This is a genomic window from Sphingobium indicum BiD32, from assembly GCF_000382885.1.
GTDB lineage: Bacteria > Pseudomonadota > Alphaproteobacteria > Sphingomonadales > Sphingomonadaceae > Sphingobium > Sphingobium japonicum_C.
Map to the genome: position 1 here is coordinate 1 of NZ_CAVK010000035.1, position 13,139 is coordinate 13,139.

At 61.5% G+C, this 13,139-nt stretch carries 16 protein-coding genes, 1 tRNA gene and 1 pseudogene; 6 read left to right on the forward strand and 12 right to left on the reverse strand.

Features of this window, described 5'->3' with window-relative positions:
- Positions 1-522, forward strand: a 522-nt coding sequence (locus EBBID32_RS03255) for a retropepsin-like aspartic protease family protein (RefSeq protein WP_037488520.1), incomplete at its 5' end; no start/stop codon positions are given.
- Positions 523-583: 61 nt separating this feature from the next.
- Here the strand turns inward: EBBID32_RS03255 and EBBID32_RS25235 are convergent.
- Together EBBID32_RS25235 and EBBID32_RS03265 are read right to left on the reverse strand one after the other, a co-directional pair.
- Positions 584-850 (reverse strand): annotated as a pseudogene (locus tag EBBID32_RS25235) (inositol monophosphatase family protein); the annotation flags it as partial.
- 132 nt (positions 851-982) lie between these two features.
- Positions 983-1,210: a DUF3072 domain-containing protein gene (locus tag EBBID32_RS03265; protein ID WP_006950726.1), complete on the reverse strand. Its 228-nt coding sequence runs from the start codon at positions 1,208-1,210 to the stop codon at positions 983-985.
- Between the two features lie 132 nt (positions 1,211-1,342).
- On the opposite strand from EBBID32_RS03265, the gene EBBID32_RS03270 reads away from it, so the two are divergent.
- The 3 genes from EBBID32_RS03270 to EBBID32_RS03280 are packed head-to-tail and all read left to right on the forward strand — an operon-like array spanning position 1,343 to position 2,428.
- Positions 1,343-1,636, forward strand: a complete 294-nt coding sequence (locus tag EBBID32_RS03270; RefSeq protein WP_006950731.1) for a hypothetical protein — start codon at positions 1,343-1,345, stop codon at positions 1,634-1,636.
- Positions 1,637-1,639: 3 nt separating this feature from the next.
- Complete coding sequence (locus EBBID32_RS03275; RefSeq protein ID WP_006950732.1) at positions 1,640-2,029, forward strand: four-helix bundle copper-binding protein; 390 nt, start codon at positions 1,640-1,642, stop codon at positions 2,027-2,029.
- A gap of 15 nt (positions 2,030-2,044) precedes the next feature.
- Positions 2,045-2,428, forward strand: coding sequence for a hypothetical protein (locus tag EBBID32_RS03280; protein WP_006950735.1), 384 nt, complete (start codon positions 2,045-2,047; stop codon positions 2,426-2,428).
- 316 nt (positions 2,429-2,744) lie between these two features.
- Here the strand turns inward: EBBID32_RS03280 and EBBID32_RS03285 are convergent, their stop codons facing one another.
- The 6 genes from EBBID32_RS03285 to EBBID32_RS25320 form a co-directional block, all read right to left on the reverse strand.
- On the reverse strand, positions 2,745-3,104 hold the full coding sequence (locus EBBID32_RS03285; RefSeq protein WP_006950736.1) for a response regulator: 360 nt from the start codon (positions 3,102-3,104) through the stop codon (positions 2,745-2,747).
- An 11-nt stretch (positions 3,105-3,115) separates the two neighbouring features.
- Positions 3,116-4,006, reverse strand: a complete 891-nt coding sequence (locus EBBID32_RS03290; RefSeq protein WP_037488523.1) for an iron-containing redox enzyme family protein — start codon at positions 4,004-4,006, stop codon at positions 3,116-3,118.
- Positions 4,007-4,141: 135 nt separating this feature from the next.
- Complete coding sequence (locus tag EBBID32_RS03295) at positions 4,142-4,930, reverse strand: SDR family NAD(P)-dependent oxidoreductase (protein WP_006950739.1); 789 nt, start codon at positions 4,928-4,930, stop codon at positions 4,142-4,144.
- The gene (locus tag EBBID32_RS03300; protein WP_006950740.1) at positions 4,930-6,135 is read right to left on the reverse strand and encodes a zinc-dependent alcohol dehydrogenase; all 1,206 of its coding nucleotides are present in this window, start codon (positions 6,133-6,135) and stop codon (positions 4,930-4,932) included. The genes EBBID32_RS03295 and EBBID32_RS03300 overlap by 1 nt, the downstream gene beginning before the upstream one ends.
- Entirely contained in the window at positions 6,135-6,728 is a 594-nt protein-coding gene (locus EBBID32_RS03305; protein WP_006950742.1) for an SRPBCC family protein, read from the reverse strand. Before EBBID32_RS03305 ends, EBBID32_RS03300 begins: the two co-directional genes overlap by 1 nt.
- Before the next feature lie 448 nt (positions 6,729-7,176).
- Entirely contained in the window at positions 7,177-7,356 is a 180-nt protein-coding gene (locus tag EBBID32_RS25320) for a GFA family protein (RefSeq protein ID WP_440590955.1), read from the reverse strand.
- Between the two features lie 98 nt (positions 7,357-7,454).
- On the opposite strand from EBBID32_RS25320, the gene EBBID32_RS03310 reads away from it, so the two are divergent.
- Positions 7,455-7,904, forward strand: a complete 450-nt coding sequence (locus EBBID32_RS03310) for a DUF488 domain-containing protein (RefSeq protein WP_037488532.1) — start codon at positions 7,455-7,457, stop codon at positions 7,902-7,904.
- Positions 7,905-8,192: 288 nt separating this feature from the next.
- Here EBBID32_RS03310 and EBBID32_RS03315 read toward each other — a convergent pair.
- The 3 genes from EBBID32_RS03315 to EBBID32_RS03325 all read right to left on the reverse strand — a co-directional run bounded on the left by EBBID32_RS03315 (position 8,193) and on the right by EBBID32_RS03325 (position 11,111).
- Positions 8,193-8,269: transfer RNA gene (locus EBBID32_RS03315), tRNA-Ile, on the reverse strand.
- Positions 8,270-8,301: 32 nt separating this feature from the next.
- Positions 8,302-9,339: a polysaccharide deacetylase family protein gene (locus tag EBBID32_RS03320; protein WP_006950749.1), complete on the reverse strand. Its 1,038-nt coding sequence runs from the start codon at positions 9,337-9,339 to the stop codon at positions 8,302-8,304.
- A 47-nt stretch (positions 9,340-9,386) separates the two neighbouring features.
- A complete protein-coding gene (locus EBBID32_RS03325; protein ID WP_006950750.1) occupies positions 9,387-11,111 on the reverse strand; it encodes a sensor histidine kinase in 1,725 nt (574 codons plus the stop codon).
- Positions 11,112-11,314: 203 nt separating this feature from the next.
- Here EBBID32_RS03325 and EBBID32_RS03330 point away from each other — a divergent pair, with 203 nt between their 5' ends.
- Positions 11,315-11,788 (forward strand): Lrp/AsnC family transcriptional regulator, encoded by a 474-nt coding sequence (locus EBBID32_RS03330; protein ID WP_006950751.1) that lies wholly within the window; start codon positions 11,315-11,317, stop codon positions 11,786-11,788.
- Between the two features lie 44 nt (positions 11,789-11,832).
- Here EBBID32_RS03330 and EBBID32_RS03335 read toward each other — a convergent pair whose 3' ends face one another.
- Positions 11,833-13,074, reverse strand: coding sequence for a tetratricopeptide repeat protein (locus EBBID32_RS03335; protein ID WP_037488528.1), 1,242 nt, complete (start codon positions 13,072-13,074; stop codon positions 11,833-11,835).
- Between the last annotated feature and the right edge of the window lie 65 nt (positions 13,075-13,139).

The following is a 13,139-nucleotide window of genomic DNA, read 5'->3' on the forward strand; positions in this document are numbered from 1 at the left end:
TCCTACCCGGCCACCTCTCTCTTCTCGTTCGCGCTGCTTGCCTTCTGCTTGTTCGTGCTTTTCCAGCAGGCTCCGTTCGATCCCAATCTCGCGCAGCTCTCAGCGAGGCTCGGCCTCGACGGCCAGTCAGTCGTCGGCAATGAAGTGCGCATTCGCATGGCGCGGGACGGTCATTTCTGGGCGCAGGCATCCATCAACGGCATCGAACGCCGCATGCTGGTCGACAGCGGCGCAACTGTAACCGCGCTGTCCCAAATGACCGCCGACCTGGCCTCGGTAGAGCGCGGTGTCGGCCTGCTGCCGGTGATCATGCGGACAGCCAATGGAACCGTGCAGGCCGAAACTGCCACCGTCGAGCAGCTTGGCCTTGGCAGTATCGAGGCGCGAAACTTGAATGTGGTGGTCTCGCCAGCGCTGGGAAATGTCGATGTGCTCGGCATGAACTTTCTGTCGCAACTGGCTTCGTGGCGGGTCGAGAATCGGGTGCTGATCCTTGTTCCGAAGATCGCCGATCCGACCTAGCTTCGCGTCAACCGTTCAGCGAGATCGTTTTCGCCAACTTCGCGGGCGACCACGATGGGGCCTAAAGTGGCGACTGATCGGCAAACCGCTCCAGCGACGAGCGCTTCCCGAGTGCGATTGCCGCCGACGATCGCCCAGGATCGTCGTCAGCCTCGCTGAACCCCGAAAATGACCGCCAGCCCTCGGGTTGGTGTTCGAGAATATCCCCACCGGCCGCCCTCACCAGCGCCAGGCATCCCGCCACATCCCAGATATTGGGGCGCTCGAACCACGCCATCTCCAGGATACCGGCGGAGACAAAGGCGCATTCGATTGCGGCGGAGCCAGTCCTGCGTCCGTCCCAGCCGTGGGGCGCTTTGGTACTGGCATAGGCCCGGGACCGGTCCTCTCATTCGCGCGCTCCTTGCAAGGGTGCCGCGCGACAGTCGGTTGGTTGCGATCTATGTTCGCGCCGCCACCTTCAAGTCCGAGCAAGCTTTGTCTTCAGCTTATCGATGCCGCGGGACGCCTCTGCCTTGCTGAGATTCTTCGCCGGCAAATCCTCCCCAGCTTCCTCAGATAAGGTCATCAGGTAAGATGCCTGTGCGCCAGTCAGCGGATCGCCACCCGACACCCAATTCTCCGGGTCCTTCTCGGTGTTCGACGCAGGATGCTCATCGAGCTTCGGATTATGCAGTTGTTTCGTCATAACCATATCTCATGTTCAATGTTTGTTCCTGACGAGGAACCAGGCGTGCGCGAGATGGTTCCCAAAAGCGGATCCCCACGAGACTATCGAGCGATCTGCGCGTTATGGGATCGGGGGCAGCAGGAGATGGATATGCCCCGCGGAGACAAATCGAGCTATACCGACAAACAAAAGCGCAAGGCCGAGCAAATCGAGGAAGGCTATGAGAAGCGCGGCGTGTCGAAGGACGAGGCGGAAAGTCGCGCCTGGGCGACGGTGAACAAGGAGTCCGGCGGCGGCAAGAAGTCTGGTTCGGGCCGCGGCAAGACCGAGAACCACGAGAGCTCGCGCAAAGGCGGCCAGAAGGGCGGGTCCAGCCAGAGCGCCGAGAAGCGGTCTGCGGCCGCCAAGAAAGGCTGGGAAACCCGCCGCAAGAAAGGAGGTTGAGCCATGTCGATCCACAAGATGATCGCACTTCACCCGGATGTGGGTGATGACTTTAACGAGATGCTCGCGACGGCTGCGCGCCATGCCATGTTTTGCGCAGAGATGTGCACCAGCTGTGCTGATGCCTGTGCGGCCGAGATGATGGACATGCGGCAGTGCATTCGCTCATGCCTCGACTGCGCAGATGTCTGCGCTGCAACTGCGCGGCTTGCCATTCGTCGCACCGGGCAGAACATCGAGGCGCTGCGGATGATGCTCGAGACCTGCGCGTCGATCTGCGAACTCTGCGCCGAAGAATGTTCGCGGCATGATCACGAGCATTGCAAGCTGTGCGCCCAAATGTGCCGCGAGTGCGCTGCCGATTGCCGAGCCGCGCTACCGACAGTTCAGTGATGAGGGGACGGACGAATGCCCGTCACCGGATGGATGCTCGATAGGAAGGAACGCGAGGCGCTGCTTGAGCGGTTTCCGCCTGAATGGCCTGACGTGATCGCAGATCATATCACGCTCGATGCTGATGCTGATGCCAATGCCGATCTGAAAGCCCCGCTGCCCGAAGCTGAATGTGCCGCGATCGTCGGTGGCATCAACGATGGCGAGGGTCTCCAGGCGATGGTGGTCGCGGTCGACGGCTCCACCGACCGGCCCGATGGCAGCACGTATCACATCACCTGGTCGCTCGACCGCAGGCGAGGCCGCAAGGCAGTGCAGAGTAACGAGGTCATCGCGACACGCGGTTGGCGCCCGCTCGATGATCCGGTGCCGATCAAGATCAGGCCGGCGCGGTGGTAGCCGATGCAGCTCTAGCTCAACTGCACCCGATAGGCACGATGCCAACAGCTTGCCGTGCTTGGCCCAAACGTCCCTCCCGCTGATCTCAATCCATGCTATCGCCGCTTGAACCCTTCTGAGCGGGCGCAACCGCACGCCTAGCTCATACTGAAGGCTAAGCCACGCAGCACGGCGCCCCCTCCCTTCCCGCCAGACGCAGCGTTTGTTCGCTTGGCCGGTTATTCTCTTGCAATCGCAGGAACGAGATGACGGTGCGATTTTTCATGATGGGTATGTCATGCCTCTGATCACGGCACGGCCGCCCGGCGGGCGAGGTTTAGTGGACAGTCCGTGACCGGACGGCGGCGATGACTTCGGCAGGATTGAGCGGCTTGGCGAGGAACAGCGCGTCGCCAAACCGTCTCTGAATTGCGCTGTCGGGACAGGTCCCAGAGAAGAAGGCGAAGTCGATGCCATATTGCGTCAAATCGTCGGCAACGAGCATCGAATCCTGACCTTCGAGGTGAATGTCGAGCAGCGCAAAATCAGGAAAAGCATGTGCGAGTGCCGCCATGGCGTCCGCGACGGTCCTATGTGGGCCATCCACCAGGAAGTCGGCGGCCTCGAGCAAGTCGGCGAGGAGGAGCCCGGTGAGAGCGTCGTCCTCAACCAGTAAAATGCGTGGGATGTCCTTCATAACCTTGCTCCTCATATGCCGAACTGGGCGCGATAGCGCGCGAAGCAGCGGGCGCCACAAGCCAGGCGTATGAGCGCGCCCTCGGCCATGGCCGTTGCCCGACGGGAATCTTCTCTGACGAGCGGAATGATCGCCTCGCGGTTCCAGTCAGCGCTATGTTTGACATCGAGCACAGCATGCAGATCGAAATAGCGGCGCTCTGACTGGCTGAGGCCAATCCTCCGAAGGGCTGCGGCGGTATGTTTCGAGCGTCCGGGTGCGGTGAGTTCGATCACGCCAAGTGCGCCAATGCTATGCCAGGCATAGCGGCGCGCGCTCGCCATAGTGGTCATGGCGTTGGCCAAGGCCAAGCTTTGCCAGACCGTCGTCTCGATTTCTGGCTCGAGGCCCAGCGTTTCGATAAGGCCGCCGAGCATCGGACCATGCATACCGCGCAGGGCACCCCGTCCCATCTCGTCCCAATAGTTGCGCGCGAGCTCCAGTTTGGCGGAAACCGGAAGCTTTACCTGTGTCATGGCGACGAGGTCATCAAAGCCTGCCTCGCCAGCCGCTTCCTGCTCGAGAAACCAGCAAATTTCTTCACGTGATGCAGTCTCGGCAAGCCACGGGAATAGCGGATCGCCCTGTCCGGGACCCACGGTCTGAAGCGCTTCTAACCACCCGATGAAGCCCGCAGGGTCGGTCGGGGCATCTGCAGCTTCCACCATGACCTCAGCCCGCAATTCCTCGAGAAAGGCGCCTTCGAGCCGCAGCATTCGCTGGTCCCGATCCTGCTGACTCTGCCAATCAGCCTCCGGAAATTGCGGTGCCAGACGTTCGCGATTCCAATGCGCGAGCGCTTCCTGGAAATCCTGGCGGAGGAACTGCGAGCCGGGCGCGGCGCTTTGCGGGAGAAAAGCCATGATGTCTGTCCAATCTGATTAGATGTTGCTGAATAAACGAGCCGCGCCCGCGCCCGTTCCAGATGAGCAGACTGATCAATATCAATCGGTACCGTGGGGCGCTGCCGGGTTCCTCGACCAGCCGCCGCCATATGATCAATCCTCCGCTGAGCCGGGCTTGGCCATCTTGCGATGCTGTTCGGCGAGGATCGCTGCCGGTGTGACATGCGCGACAGCCGCCTGTATTTTGTTCTTCCACTCCGAAATGATATGCGCCTGCCCCTTCATCAGCGCCTCCCAGCCGTCCTTTGCGACATCTTTCGGATCGCTCTTGGAATCCGAGGTACCAACGCTGGTGTCGAGCATATCCCCTCGCTCGAAAAATTCGGTCTCGACGGGCCCTGGCATCAGCGTCGTGACGGTAACGCCCTTGCTGTCCTTGATCTCATTGCGGATCGCATCGGCAAAGCTGTCGATGAAAGCCTTGGTGCCATTATACACCGCCTGGAAGCTACCGGGGATGAAACCAGCGATCGATCCTGTGACAAGGACCTTGCCAGCGTCGCGTGCGACCATGGGCCTCAGCACCTTCTGCAGCAGATAGAGTGTCCCCGTGACGTTGGTATCGATGACCCGTCGCCATTCGGCCACATCCTGATCGAGAAAGCCGTGCCCAAGACCTCGCCCCGCGTTCGCGCATAGCAGATCGATCTTCCGCCCATCGGCCGCGGCCAATAGCTGGTCAACGCCCGGGAGCGTAGCGAGGTCAGCCTCTACCGACCGGACCTGCGTTCCATATTGCTGGAAATCGGCGGCTGCAGCATTGATCAAAGGCTCATCGGCAACGACCAGCAGGTCATAGCCATCCTTTGCCGCCAGATGCGCGAGTTCGAAACCTATGCCGGTCGATGCGCCTGTGATGATAGCGAATTTGTTCTCAGACATTATAGTCGCTCCTGTGCGGCCTGGGCGAGATCCATGTCGGGCTTCAGAACGATCTTGGTGGTTTCATTCTGCTGGTCATGAAACAGCTTGTAGCCCTCGGCCGCCTTCTCGAGCGGCATGCGGTGCGAGATGAGGAAGGTCGTGTCGATCTTCCCCTCCAGGATCGCATTCAAGAGCGCGGGCATATAGTGCTGCACATGAGTCTGACCGGTCTTGAGTGTCAGGCCTTTTTCCATGAAGGCGCCCAGCGGGAATTTGTCGACGAAACCACCATAGACAGCCGGCATCGAGACGCGGCCGCCTTTGCGGCAGGCGAGGATCGCCTGGCGGATCGCGTGCGTGCGATCAGTGCCCAGGAAAGTCGAAACTTTGATCTGGTCCCAGACATTGTCGACGAAGATGCCGTGCGCCTCGAGCCCGACGCTGTCGATGCAGGCGTCCGGGCCGATACCGCCAGTCATTTCCATCAACGCCTCGTAGGTTTTCGATTCCTCGAAATTGATCGTCTCCGCGCCGAACTTCTTCGCAAGCTCCAGCCGGTGTGGAAAATGGTCGATCGCGATGACCCGCTCCGCGCCCATGAGGAATGCCGATTGCACGGCAAACAGACCGACGGGACCGCAGCCCCATATGGCGACGGTGTCGCCGGGTTCGATGCCGGCGTTTTCGGCCGCCATCCAGCCAGTCGGCAAAATGTCGGACAGGAACAGCACCTTGTCGTCTTCAATGCCGTCCGGAATGACGATGGGTCCCACATCGGAAAAAGGGACGCGGACATATTCGGCCTGGCCGCCTGCATAGCCACCGGTCATGTGGCTGTAGCCGAACAGGCCCGACATCGGCTGGCCATAGGCCGCCTGGGCAATGTCCTGATTGTCGGCGGGCAAACCATTGTCGCAGGCGGAATATTGATGCTTTGAACAATGGAAGCAGCTGCCGCAGGCGATCGTGAAGGGAACAACGACGCGCTGCCCCTTCTGCAATGTGGACTTGGGACCGATCTCGACGACTTCGCCCATGAACTCATGGCCAAGAATGTCGCCCGCCCTCATGGTCGGGATATAACCATCATAGAGATGGAGGTCAGAACCGCAGATTGCAGTCGAGGTGATCTTGATGATCGCGTCGCGCGGGTTGAGGATTTCTGGATCATCCACCGTGTCGACGCGGACGTCATGCTTTCCATGCCAGGTCAAAGCGCGCATCAGCCCTGCTCCTCCTCATGTTGTTTGTGGGTACGGGCGCCCGTCGCGATTTCGCCAGTTTCCATCAATTGCTTGAAGCGGCGCAGCTCGCGCCGGACCTGAATGGCGGGTTCACGCTGGAACATGGTGGCAATCACCTTGCCGATTACACCGGCGGGAGGATCGTAGAGAATTGTCGCGCTCACCCAGGTGCCGCGCCCACCAGGCGCATCGCGAAAGTCGATCCGGCCGCTGTTGGAAATGTCAGCGCCTTCCTCCGACGCCCAGGCAATGAATTCGTCCGCCCTTTCCTCGGTGATAGCTGCAATCCATTCCACAGTCTTGCCTGCGGGCGCCTTTACCACCCAACGGGAGCGCCGATCATCGAGGTGCTCGACCGAAACAAGATTCTCCATAAAGGTCGGCAGGTTGGAAAACTCGCGCCAGTAAGCGAAGAGTTCGGCACGCGGCCGATTGATCGTCACCGTCTTGCCGACCAGTGCGTCGCCCTTGTCCTCAACGAGGCTCGCCGACGCATCGGAGATGGCACTGCCATGTTTCGATGTTGTGACAGGAGCGTCGTCCTGACGCTGTGGAACAAGCGTTTCGGCCATGCATCTCTCCTCTTAGATTGTCGAATGGCGATGGGACGATCAACCAGCGCCGGCGCAGGGCGTTCCCGATTATGTGCCCTGCCTGCCCGCTAAAGTGCCCTGTCTTAACCTCGGTCGGTCACTTTCATGATGGAGCGCCTTTTAAAATCGTGACGAGGTGAACGCGATGGAAGTAACGACATCAGCGGTGGCTCAAGCGACGTGAGCCGCAGCAGCATGTCTATCGCGCGGACATCAAGACCGCGTCCGGGCGCCCGGATTGGATCACTACCATTCGTCTAATGGACCACTTGGCCCAGTTCTCTCGGTGATTTGGAGGCCCGAAACATGAGGCATCGTCGAAGGTAGCAACAGGGTTCGATCTCATCGCCAACTAGATTTGCAAGCGCGATCAAATGCAGAACAGAGCAGGCGACGACAGTCAGCGCTGCTCTCCCATCCCGCATAGTTACCCCAAAAGTTCAACGCATTTTCGCAGACGGACAGCGAAAGCAAGATAAGGCGCGCCATGAGCTTTTGGGCAAATGAGGCAATGACAGTTGCCGACTCGAGAGGCCTCGCCGCGCGCGGTCAAACGCAAGGCGTCGCAAGCGCATCCGCCAGATCGCTGCGGAATTGCCATTGTCATTGCCCGACAACGCGCAAACTGGGCGAAGGGCGCGGTCGGGAAGCAGGATCAAGCCACAGGCACGTGTAATCGCAAGAATGGCTCCCTATTTCCAACTCATGCAGATTTATACCATCGGATATGAGGGCGCGACCCAGGCCGAACTCATCGCAGCATTGAAGGGGGCAGGCGTTGTTTTGCTGGCGGACATTCGCGCGGTTCCCCTGTCACGTCGACCGGGCTTTTCCAAGAATATCCTTGCCAAGGGTCTAAAGGAGGCAGGCATCGACTACATTGGCCTCAAGGCGCTGGGGACACCGCCAAAGGGCCGTGAAGCCGCCCGCAAAGGAAATTATGCGATGCTGGCAGAGGTTTATGCTGGGCAACTCGATTTGCCGGAAGCAATCGTGCAGGGCGCGCAACTGGCCGAGATGGCGCAAGACCGCCCGACCGCCCTGCTCTGCTTCGAACGCGAACCATGTAAATGTCACCGTTCGCTCCTGATCGATGCGATCCTTCCACATGCCAAACGGGTTGACCTTTTTCCCGACAACGCGCGCCGGGATTGATCCAGTGGCAGCGTATGCGCTGTTTGAGCGAATGTTGCCTTCGAGCTTAAGGGTTGAACAGCATAACCTGCGGATGAATGCCCCCGCACATGGCGGGGCATTCATCTCAGCTGTCGGTGCCGGGAACTGATGGGCAACTCATCGATCTCCAGGATGACACTCAGGTCGATGCCGTCACCGCTGCGCTGATTCGTCGAACTATCCTGGTTTTCCATGAACGATCTTGAACGAACATCGGCCCATAATCCCTTATTATAGGTATCACAGAATAGTCTTGAATGGAATTCTTGGTGGGCCCGGCAGGACTTGAACCCGCAACCTATCCGTTATGAGCGGACAGCTCTAACCAGTTGAGCTACAGGCCCCACCTTGTCATCGAACGCCCGATTAGGCAGCATCACGCCGCTTGGCAAGCCTCGATGCGCATGGGAACGGCGTTAAGAAACTGATCCAGGCTGGCGGCCCCTACTCCCCGTTTCGCCAGATGCGCCAGCACCGTGTCCCACCAGCCATAAAAGGCGGTGCGGTCGGCCTCATCGCGGACATAGGGCGTGTGGCCCGGCTCCAGCGTAGGCGAATGGAAGCTGAAGTTGAGGATGGGCACGCCTTCCTCGATCAAGGCGTCGATCGCGGCGATGGCTTCGGATGCGGATATGCCTTCGGGGGTCAGTGGCACCCGGCTCAGCATCCGGGCGCGCGACAGGGCGCCGGCGAGTGGTCCCATGGAATGGGCCGCGCGATAAAGCCGCTCGCCCGCCCCGCGCAGCAGGCCGACAAAGGCGGTGGACAGCGGCAATTCCACCAATGTCCGCTCCGGGCCTGCCCAATAGGGCGTCTGGGGCAGGCCGCAAAAATCGGGGCCGTACTGGTGACTATAATCGAACCGGCTGCGCACCGAACTGTCGAGCCGGAATCCGGCTTGCGCCAGCAGCCGCGCGCTGTTGGGACCGACGCCGTAGCGACCGGCGCGATAGGCGATCGGCCGCTGGCCGAAACGCTCCTCGATCCGGCGACAGAGCGCCTCCAGCTTGGCGCGCTCCACCGCTTCAGGCAGGAAGCCTACATAGGAGTTGGCAGCATTGACCTCCTCGACATGGGGCGGGTTGACCCAGGGGTGGAGATGCGCGCCGATATCGGCCGCCCCGTCGCTGACCCATTGCGCCATCATCGCCGACGCGACGTCGCAATCGACCACGGGATAATCGGTTACATAGATGGGCTTAACGCCTGCGGCCGCGAAATAGGCCTGCCCGCGCGCCATACCGGACAGGGCCGTGACGCCATGGCCGGTGCGGCTGAACGGGGCGTTCCAGTCAAATTCCTCTTCGGTATCGACGAACAGCATGAATCGGGTGCCAAAGGCGGGATCAAGGGCGATCCTGTCCTGCGGCAGGGGCGCGGCCAGCAGGTTGCCGTCATGGGGAGGAACAGTCATGCCTCCTTCGTTAACGCACAATGGTTGCGATAGGGTTTCCGTGTCCGTCAGGCGTGGGCCGTATCTTCCGCGACGCTGGCGGCAGGAATGGCGAGCAAGAGCCGCCCCGGCTCGACCTCCAGACTGCCTCCGCATGTTCCGGCAAGACTGCGGATCAAGCGCAGCGAAAAGCCCAGCCCCAGCAGCGGGCCATCGGCCCAGTCGCCGTCGGACGTATAGCCCGGATCGAGCAGTTGCGCTTCCTCCATGCCCGCCAGGCTCGAAGGCCGGTCGATGGCCAGCACCACCCGGCCGTGGGTTCCATCGGGCTGGAACCAGCAGGCACCGGTCACCGCCTCCCCCTTGGGCGCGACGGAAATGAGCGTGCGCAACAGATGTTGGACCATCCGCTCACCCTGCACCGGGTCGATCCGCACCGGTGGCAAGCCTGGCGCCATGGCGATGTCCACCGGGGCACCGCCCTGTTCGCGGAAGCGACCGGCGATCTGGCGCACGAGCGGTTCGGGGTCGAGCAATTGCGGCGCGCCGACATCGTCGCCGCGCGATACGCGGGCGGCCAGGTCCAGATCGTCGAAAGCCGCAAGCAGATGGCGCGCATCGACCGCGATATTACCGGCCATATCGCGATATTCCGCGCCCGCCGGCCCGAACAATTCCTGTTCGATAATCTCCGCAAAGCCCAGAATCGCGTTCAGCGGGGTGCGCAATTCATGCACCAGCTGGCGCAGTGAATCCGCCGACAGGCTGCTCAGCCCGTCCGGCGCGGACGCAGGTTGCGCCGCCACCTCATGCAAAAAGGGGCGACGCGCCTGGCCGCGATAGCCTTGAAAGCGGCCGGACCGGGGATCAAAAAAAGGCGTGGCCGACAGCCGCCATTCGCCCGCCATCGTCCCGCCGACAATCGCGAAACGGCCATTCTGGAACCCGCTGCGCCGGGCAAAGGCTCCTGCGACATGACCATCCGGGCCGCTGCCGCCCTCCAGCGCCACCTCGCCCAGCGACAGGCCGATCAGCGCCGCGCGCGGCCCGCGATCGATCCACAGGATGATGCCGGCGGCATCGGTCTCGAACGCAAAATCGCGGGGTGGAACGCTGCTGTCAGGCTCTTCCGCCGCCAGTGCTTCCAACGGCTGGGGCGGCGGCCGCGTGCTGGTGAAATGGGCGATCCTATCGACCAGATTGCGAATCTGGTCCTTGTCTCCCACAGGCGCACGCAGCGGCGTGACTGTGCCTGTCTCAGCCTCCAGCTCCGGCGCATCGTTCGCCGGGATCATATCGGCAGTCAGCAGCATGTCGCTGTCGCCCACCATATCCTGCCGCACGGTGGTCAGCACCAGATCGGACGGACCAAAGGCTTCGAGCGCCAGCCGCGCCGCCGGACCGATATCCCGCCGCCCCCGCAATACGCCGCGTGCCGTAGGCGTCAGCCGGGGCAGCAAATCTTCCCACATCATGTCGGGCAATTGCGCCCGCGCCATCGCGGCGGCGGCGATCGAGGGCCGGTCATGCGCAAAAAACTCGACCAGACTGGCCGACCGCAGCCGGCCGCCCAGTTCAACGACAGTCGCAATACGCTGCGTTTCTGAAAGCTTGGCGCGCAACCCTGCCAGCCGGTCGAGCAATGCCGCCCGCTGGTCAGCCGCCATCGGCGCGCGATCGGCGCGGTCATGCTGCGCCAGCAGATCGACGCACTGACGCCACAACGTCACCGCGCCCAGCCCGGCACGGTCGTCGGCGGCCAGTACTGTCTGCATCAGATCGTTGAAACGCACCAATAATCCCCATATGGCCGTGGCGCAGGCAGGTGCCCGGTGCGCTCAGCGGCTGTCGCCCACCTACCGATAAGCCCTCCCCCCGCAAAGGAAAAGGGGTTGGTTACGCGAACGAAAGCGATCGTCGCATAGTGGGACAATTGCATTGCCCTGAAACATTATTATGATGGGACAGGAAAACAGGACAGGAAATAAGCACAATAATGGCCGGCCCGAATATCGACGACATTGATCTGCAAATTCTGGGTGAATTGCAGCAGGATGGCAGGATGACCAACGTGGAACTGGCACGCAAGGTCGGCCTGACCGCGCCGCCATGTCTGCGCCGCGTCCGATCGCTGGAGGAAGCAGGGGCCATCACCTCCTACCATGCCGTGGTCGATCCGGGGATGCTGGGATACACCATCACGGTGTTCGCGATGGTCAGCCTGAAAAGCCAGGCGGAAGCAGATCTGAAGGCCTTTCAGGATCATGTCGCGGAACTGCCCGAAGTGCGCGAATGTCACATGCTGAACGGTGAAATAGACTTCATTTTGAAGGTCGTTGCGAAGGATCTTCAGAGCTTTCAGCAATTTCTGACATCCAAACTGACGCCGGCACCCAATGTGGTGAGCGTCAAGACATCGCTCACCATCCGCACGTCGAAGAACCTGCCTGGCGTGCCTTTGCCCGTGTGAATTGTCAGGGGTGTTGCCGGATCATAAGCTGATCCGGCACGCCATTACGCAGCCTTGCGGCTTTGCTGATCGACCCATACCGACCAGAACCCCGCCACGCTGGCCCAGTTGCCGCTGGCTTGGCCCAAAGCCGCCTGCGCGCCGGGCAGATCGCCCGACCGCGCCAGCGCGACGCCCAATCGGGCATTCACCCGGCCTGCATCGACACCGCCCTTGGCGAGCGCCAGGCGATATTGCTCGACTGCCTGGGGGAATTGCCCCAGCGAGAAATAGCTGTCTGCCACTGCCTGCGCATCCTTGCCGGATGACGCGGCGGCTGCTTTCTTTGCCTGCGCGGGCAAGGCAGCAATTTCCCTGGTCGCCTTGGGCGTCACGGCCTTTAGCAGGGAAGTGGTCGCAGGCTGAGTCGCGGTCAGCTTGCCGGCCTTGCGGCCAGCCTCGATGATGGACTTGGCCTCGGCAAAATAGCCCGATTTCTCGGCCAGTTGTGCATAGGCCTGATAGTCCCGCTCACTCGCCATCGCACCATTGGCGGCTTGCAGGCGATAAAGATCGAGCTGGAGCTGAGAATCTATGCCCGCAGCCGACAGATAATTGGTGATCGCCGAACGCCAATCCTCACGCCCGCCCGCCTGGGTCAGCCGTTCGCGATAGAGCTGGCCAACTTCGGTCCAGTCCCCCGCCTGATAAGCCATCGAAATGGCCCGGTCGGACCAGGCGAGCGGCATGGGCTGACCGGAAGCGCGCTGACGCGCCAGCGCCTGCTGGACGAACGGGCGTGCGTCCTTGGGCTTGTTACGGCGCAGGGCAATGTCGGCGCGCAGGAATGTGGCGTCGATGCCGTCATAGCCCAGCGTCCTGGCATAATCGAGCTGCGCCACCGCATCGTCATAATTGCCCACGGCATAAGACAGATAGCCCGCGACATAGCGCAGACGTGGCGCATCCTTCTTGGGCAACGCACTGGTCTTGAACAGGTCGGTCAGGGCGATCCGCTGTGCCTGCACGTCGCGGCGCTGCGCCGCCAGTTCAAACCGAAGCCCTGCCGCGACATAATTTTCAAAGTCCGACATGGGTGCCAGCGCCGCGATACGGGCATTGGCGGTGGTCACGTCACGCGATTGCAACGCGGCCTGTACGGCGGTCACATTGGCGCGAAACGCATCGGACATGGCAATGACGGGACCGACCGCGACCTTCTTTTTCGCGAGGCCGGGCGTCGCCATCAACAACGCCCCCGCCAAGGCAACCGGCAGGCCCGCAAAAGTTAACATATGAAATCGCATGGCCCCAAAAGCCTCCCCGGCACGCACTTTATCAAATAATGTCAGGCCGCGCCGTCACCATGGGG

What these genes read in the sequence shown, in the direction of transcription:
- EBBID32_RS03265 (WP_006950726.1), bottom strand. Translation starts at nt 1,210, where the DNA reads ATGACGAAACAACTGCATAATCCGAAGCTCGATGAGCATCCTGCGTCG.
- EBBID32_RS03270 (WP_006950731.1), top strand. Translation starts at nt 1,343, where the DNA reads ATGCCCCGCGGAGACAAATCGAGCTATACCGACAAACAAAAGCGCAAG.
- EBBID32_RS03275 (WP_006950732.1), top strand. Translation starts at nt 1,640, where the DNA reads ATGTCGATCCACAAGATGATCGCACTTCACCCGGATGTGGGTGATGAC.
- EBBID32_RS03280 (WP_006950735.1), top strand. Translation starts at nt 2,045, where the DNA reads ATGCCCGTCACCGGATGGATGCTCGATAGGAAGGAACGCGAGGCGCTG.
- EBBID32_RS03285 (WP_006950736.1), bottom strand. Translation starts at nt 3,104, where the DNA reads ATGAAGGACATCCCACGCATTTTACTGGTTGAGGACGACGCTCTCACC.
- EBBID32_RS03290 (WP_037488523.1), bottom strand. Translation starts at nt 4,006, where the DNA reads ATGGCTTTTCTCCCGCAAAGCGCCGCGCCCGGCTCGCAGTTCCTCCGC.
- EBBID32_RS03295 (WP_006950739.1), bottom strand. Translation starts at nt 4,930, where the DNA reads ATGTCTGAGAACAAATTCGCTATCATCACAGGCGCATCGACCGGCATA.
- EBBID32_RS03300 (WP_006950740.1), bottom strand. Translation starts at nt 6,135, where the DNA reads ATGCGCGCTTTGACCTGGCATGGAAAGCATGACGTCCGCGTCGACACG.
- EBBID32_RS03305 (WP_006950742.1), bottom strand. Translation starts at nt 6,728, where the DNA reads ATGGCCGAAACGCTTGTTCCACAGCGTCAGGACGACGCTCCTGTCACA.
- EBBID32_RS25320 (WP_440590955.1), bottom strand. Translation starts at nt 7,356, where the DNA reads ATGACAATGGCAATTCCGCAGCGATCTGGCGGATGCGCTTGCGACGCC.
- EBBID32_RS03310 (WP_037488532.1), top strand. Translation starts at nt 7,455, where the DNA reads ATGCAGATTTATACCATCGGATATGAGGGCGCGACCCAGGCCGAACTC.
- EBBID32_RS03320 (WP_006950749.1), bottom strand. Translation starts at nt 9,339, where the DNA reads ATGACTGTTCCTCCCCATGACGGCAACCTGCTGGCCGCGCCCCTGCCG.
- EBBID32_RS03330 (WP_006950751.1), top strand. Translation starts at nt 11,315, where the DNA reads ATGGCCGGCCCGAATATCGACGACATTGATCTGCAAATTCTGGGTGAA.
- EBBID32_RS03335 (WP_037488528.1), bottom strand. Translation starts at nt 13,074, where the DNA reads ATGCGATTTCATATGTTAACTTTTGCGGGCCTGCCGGTTGCCTTGGCG.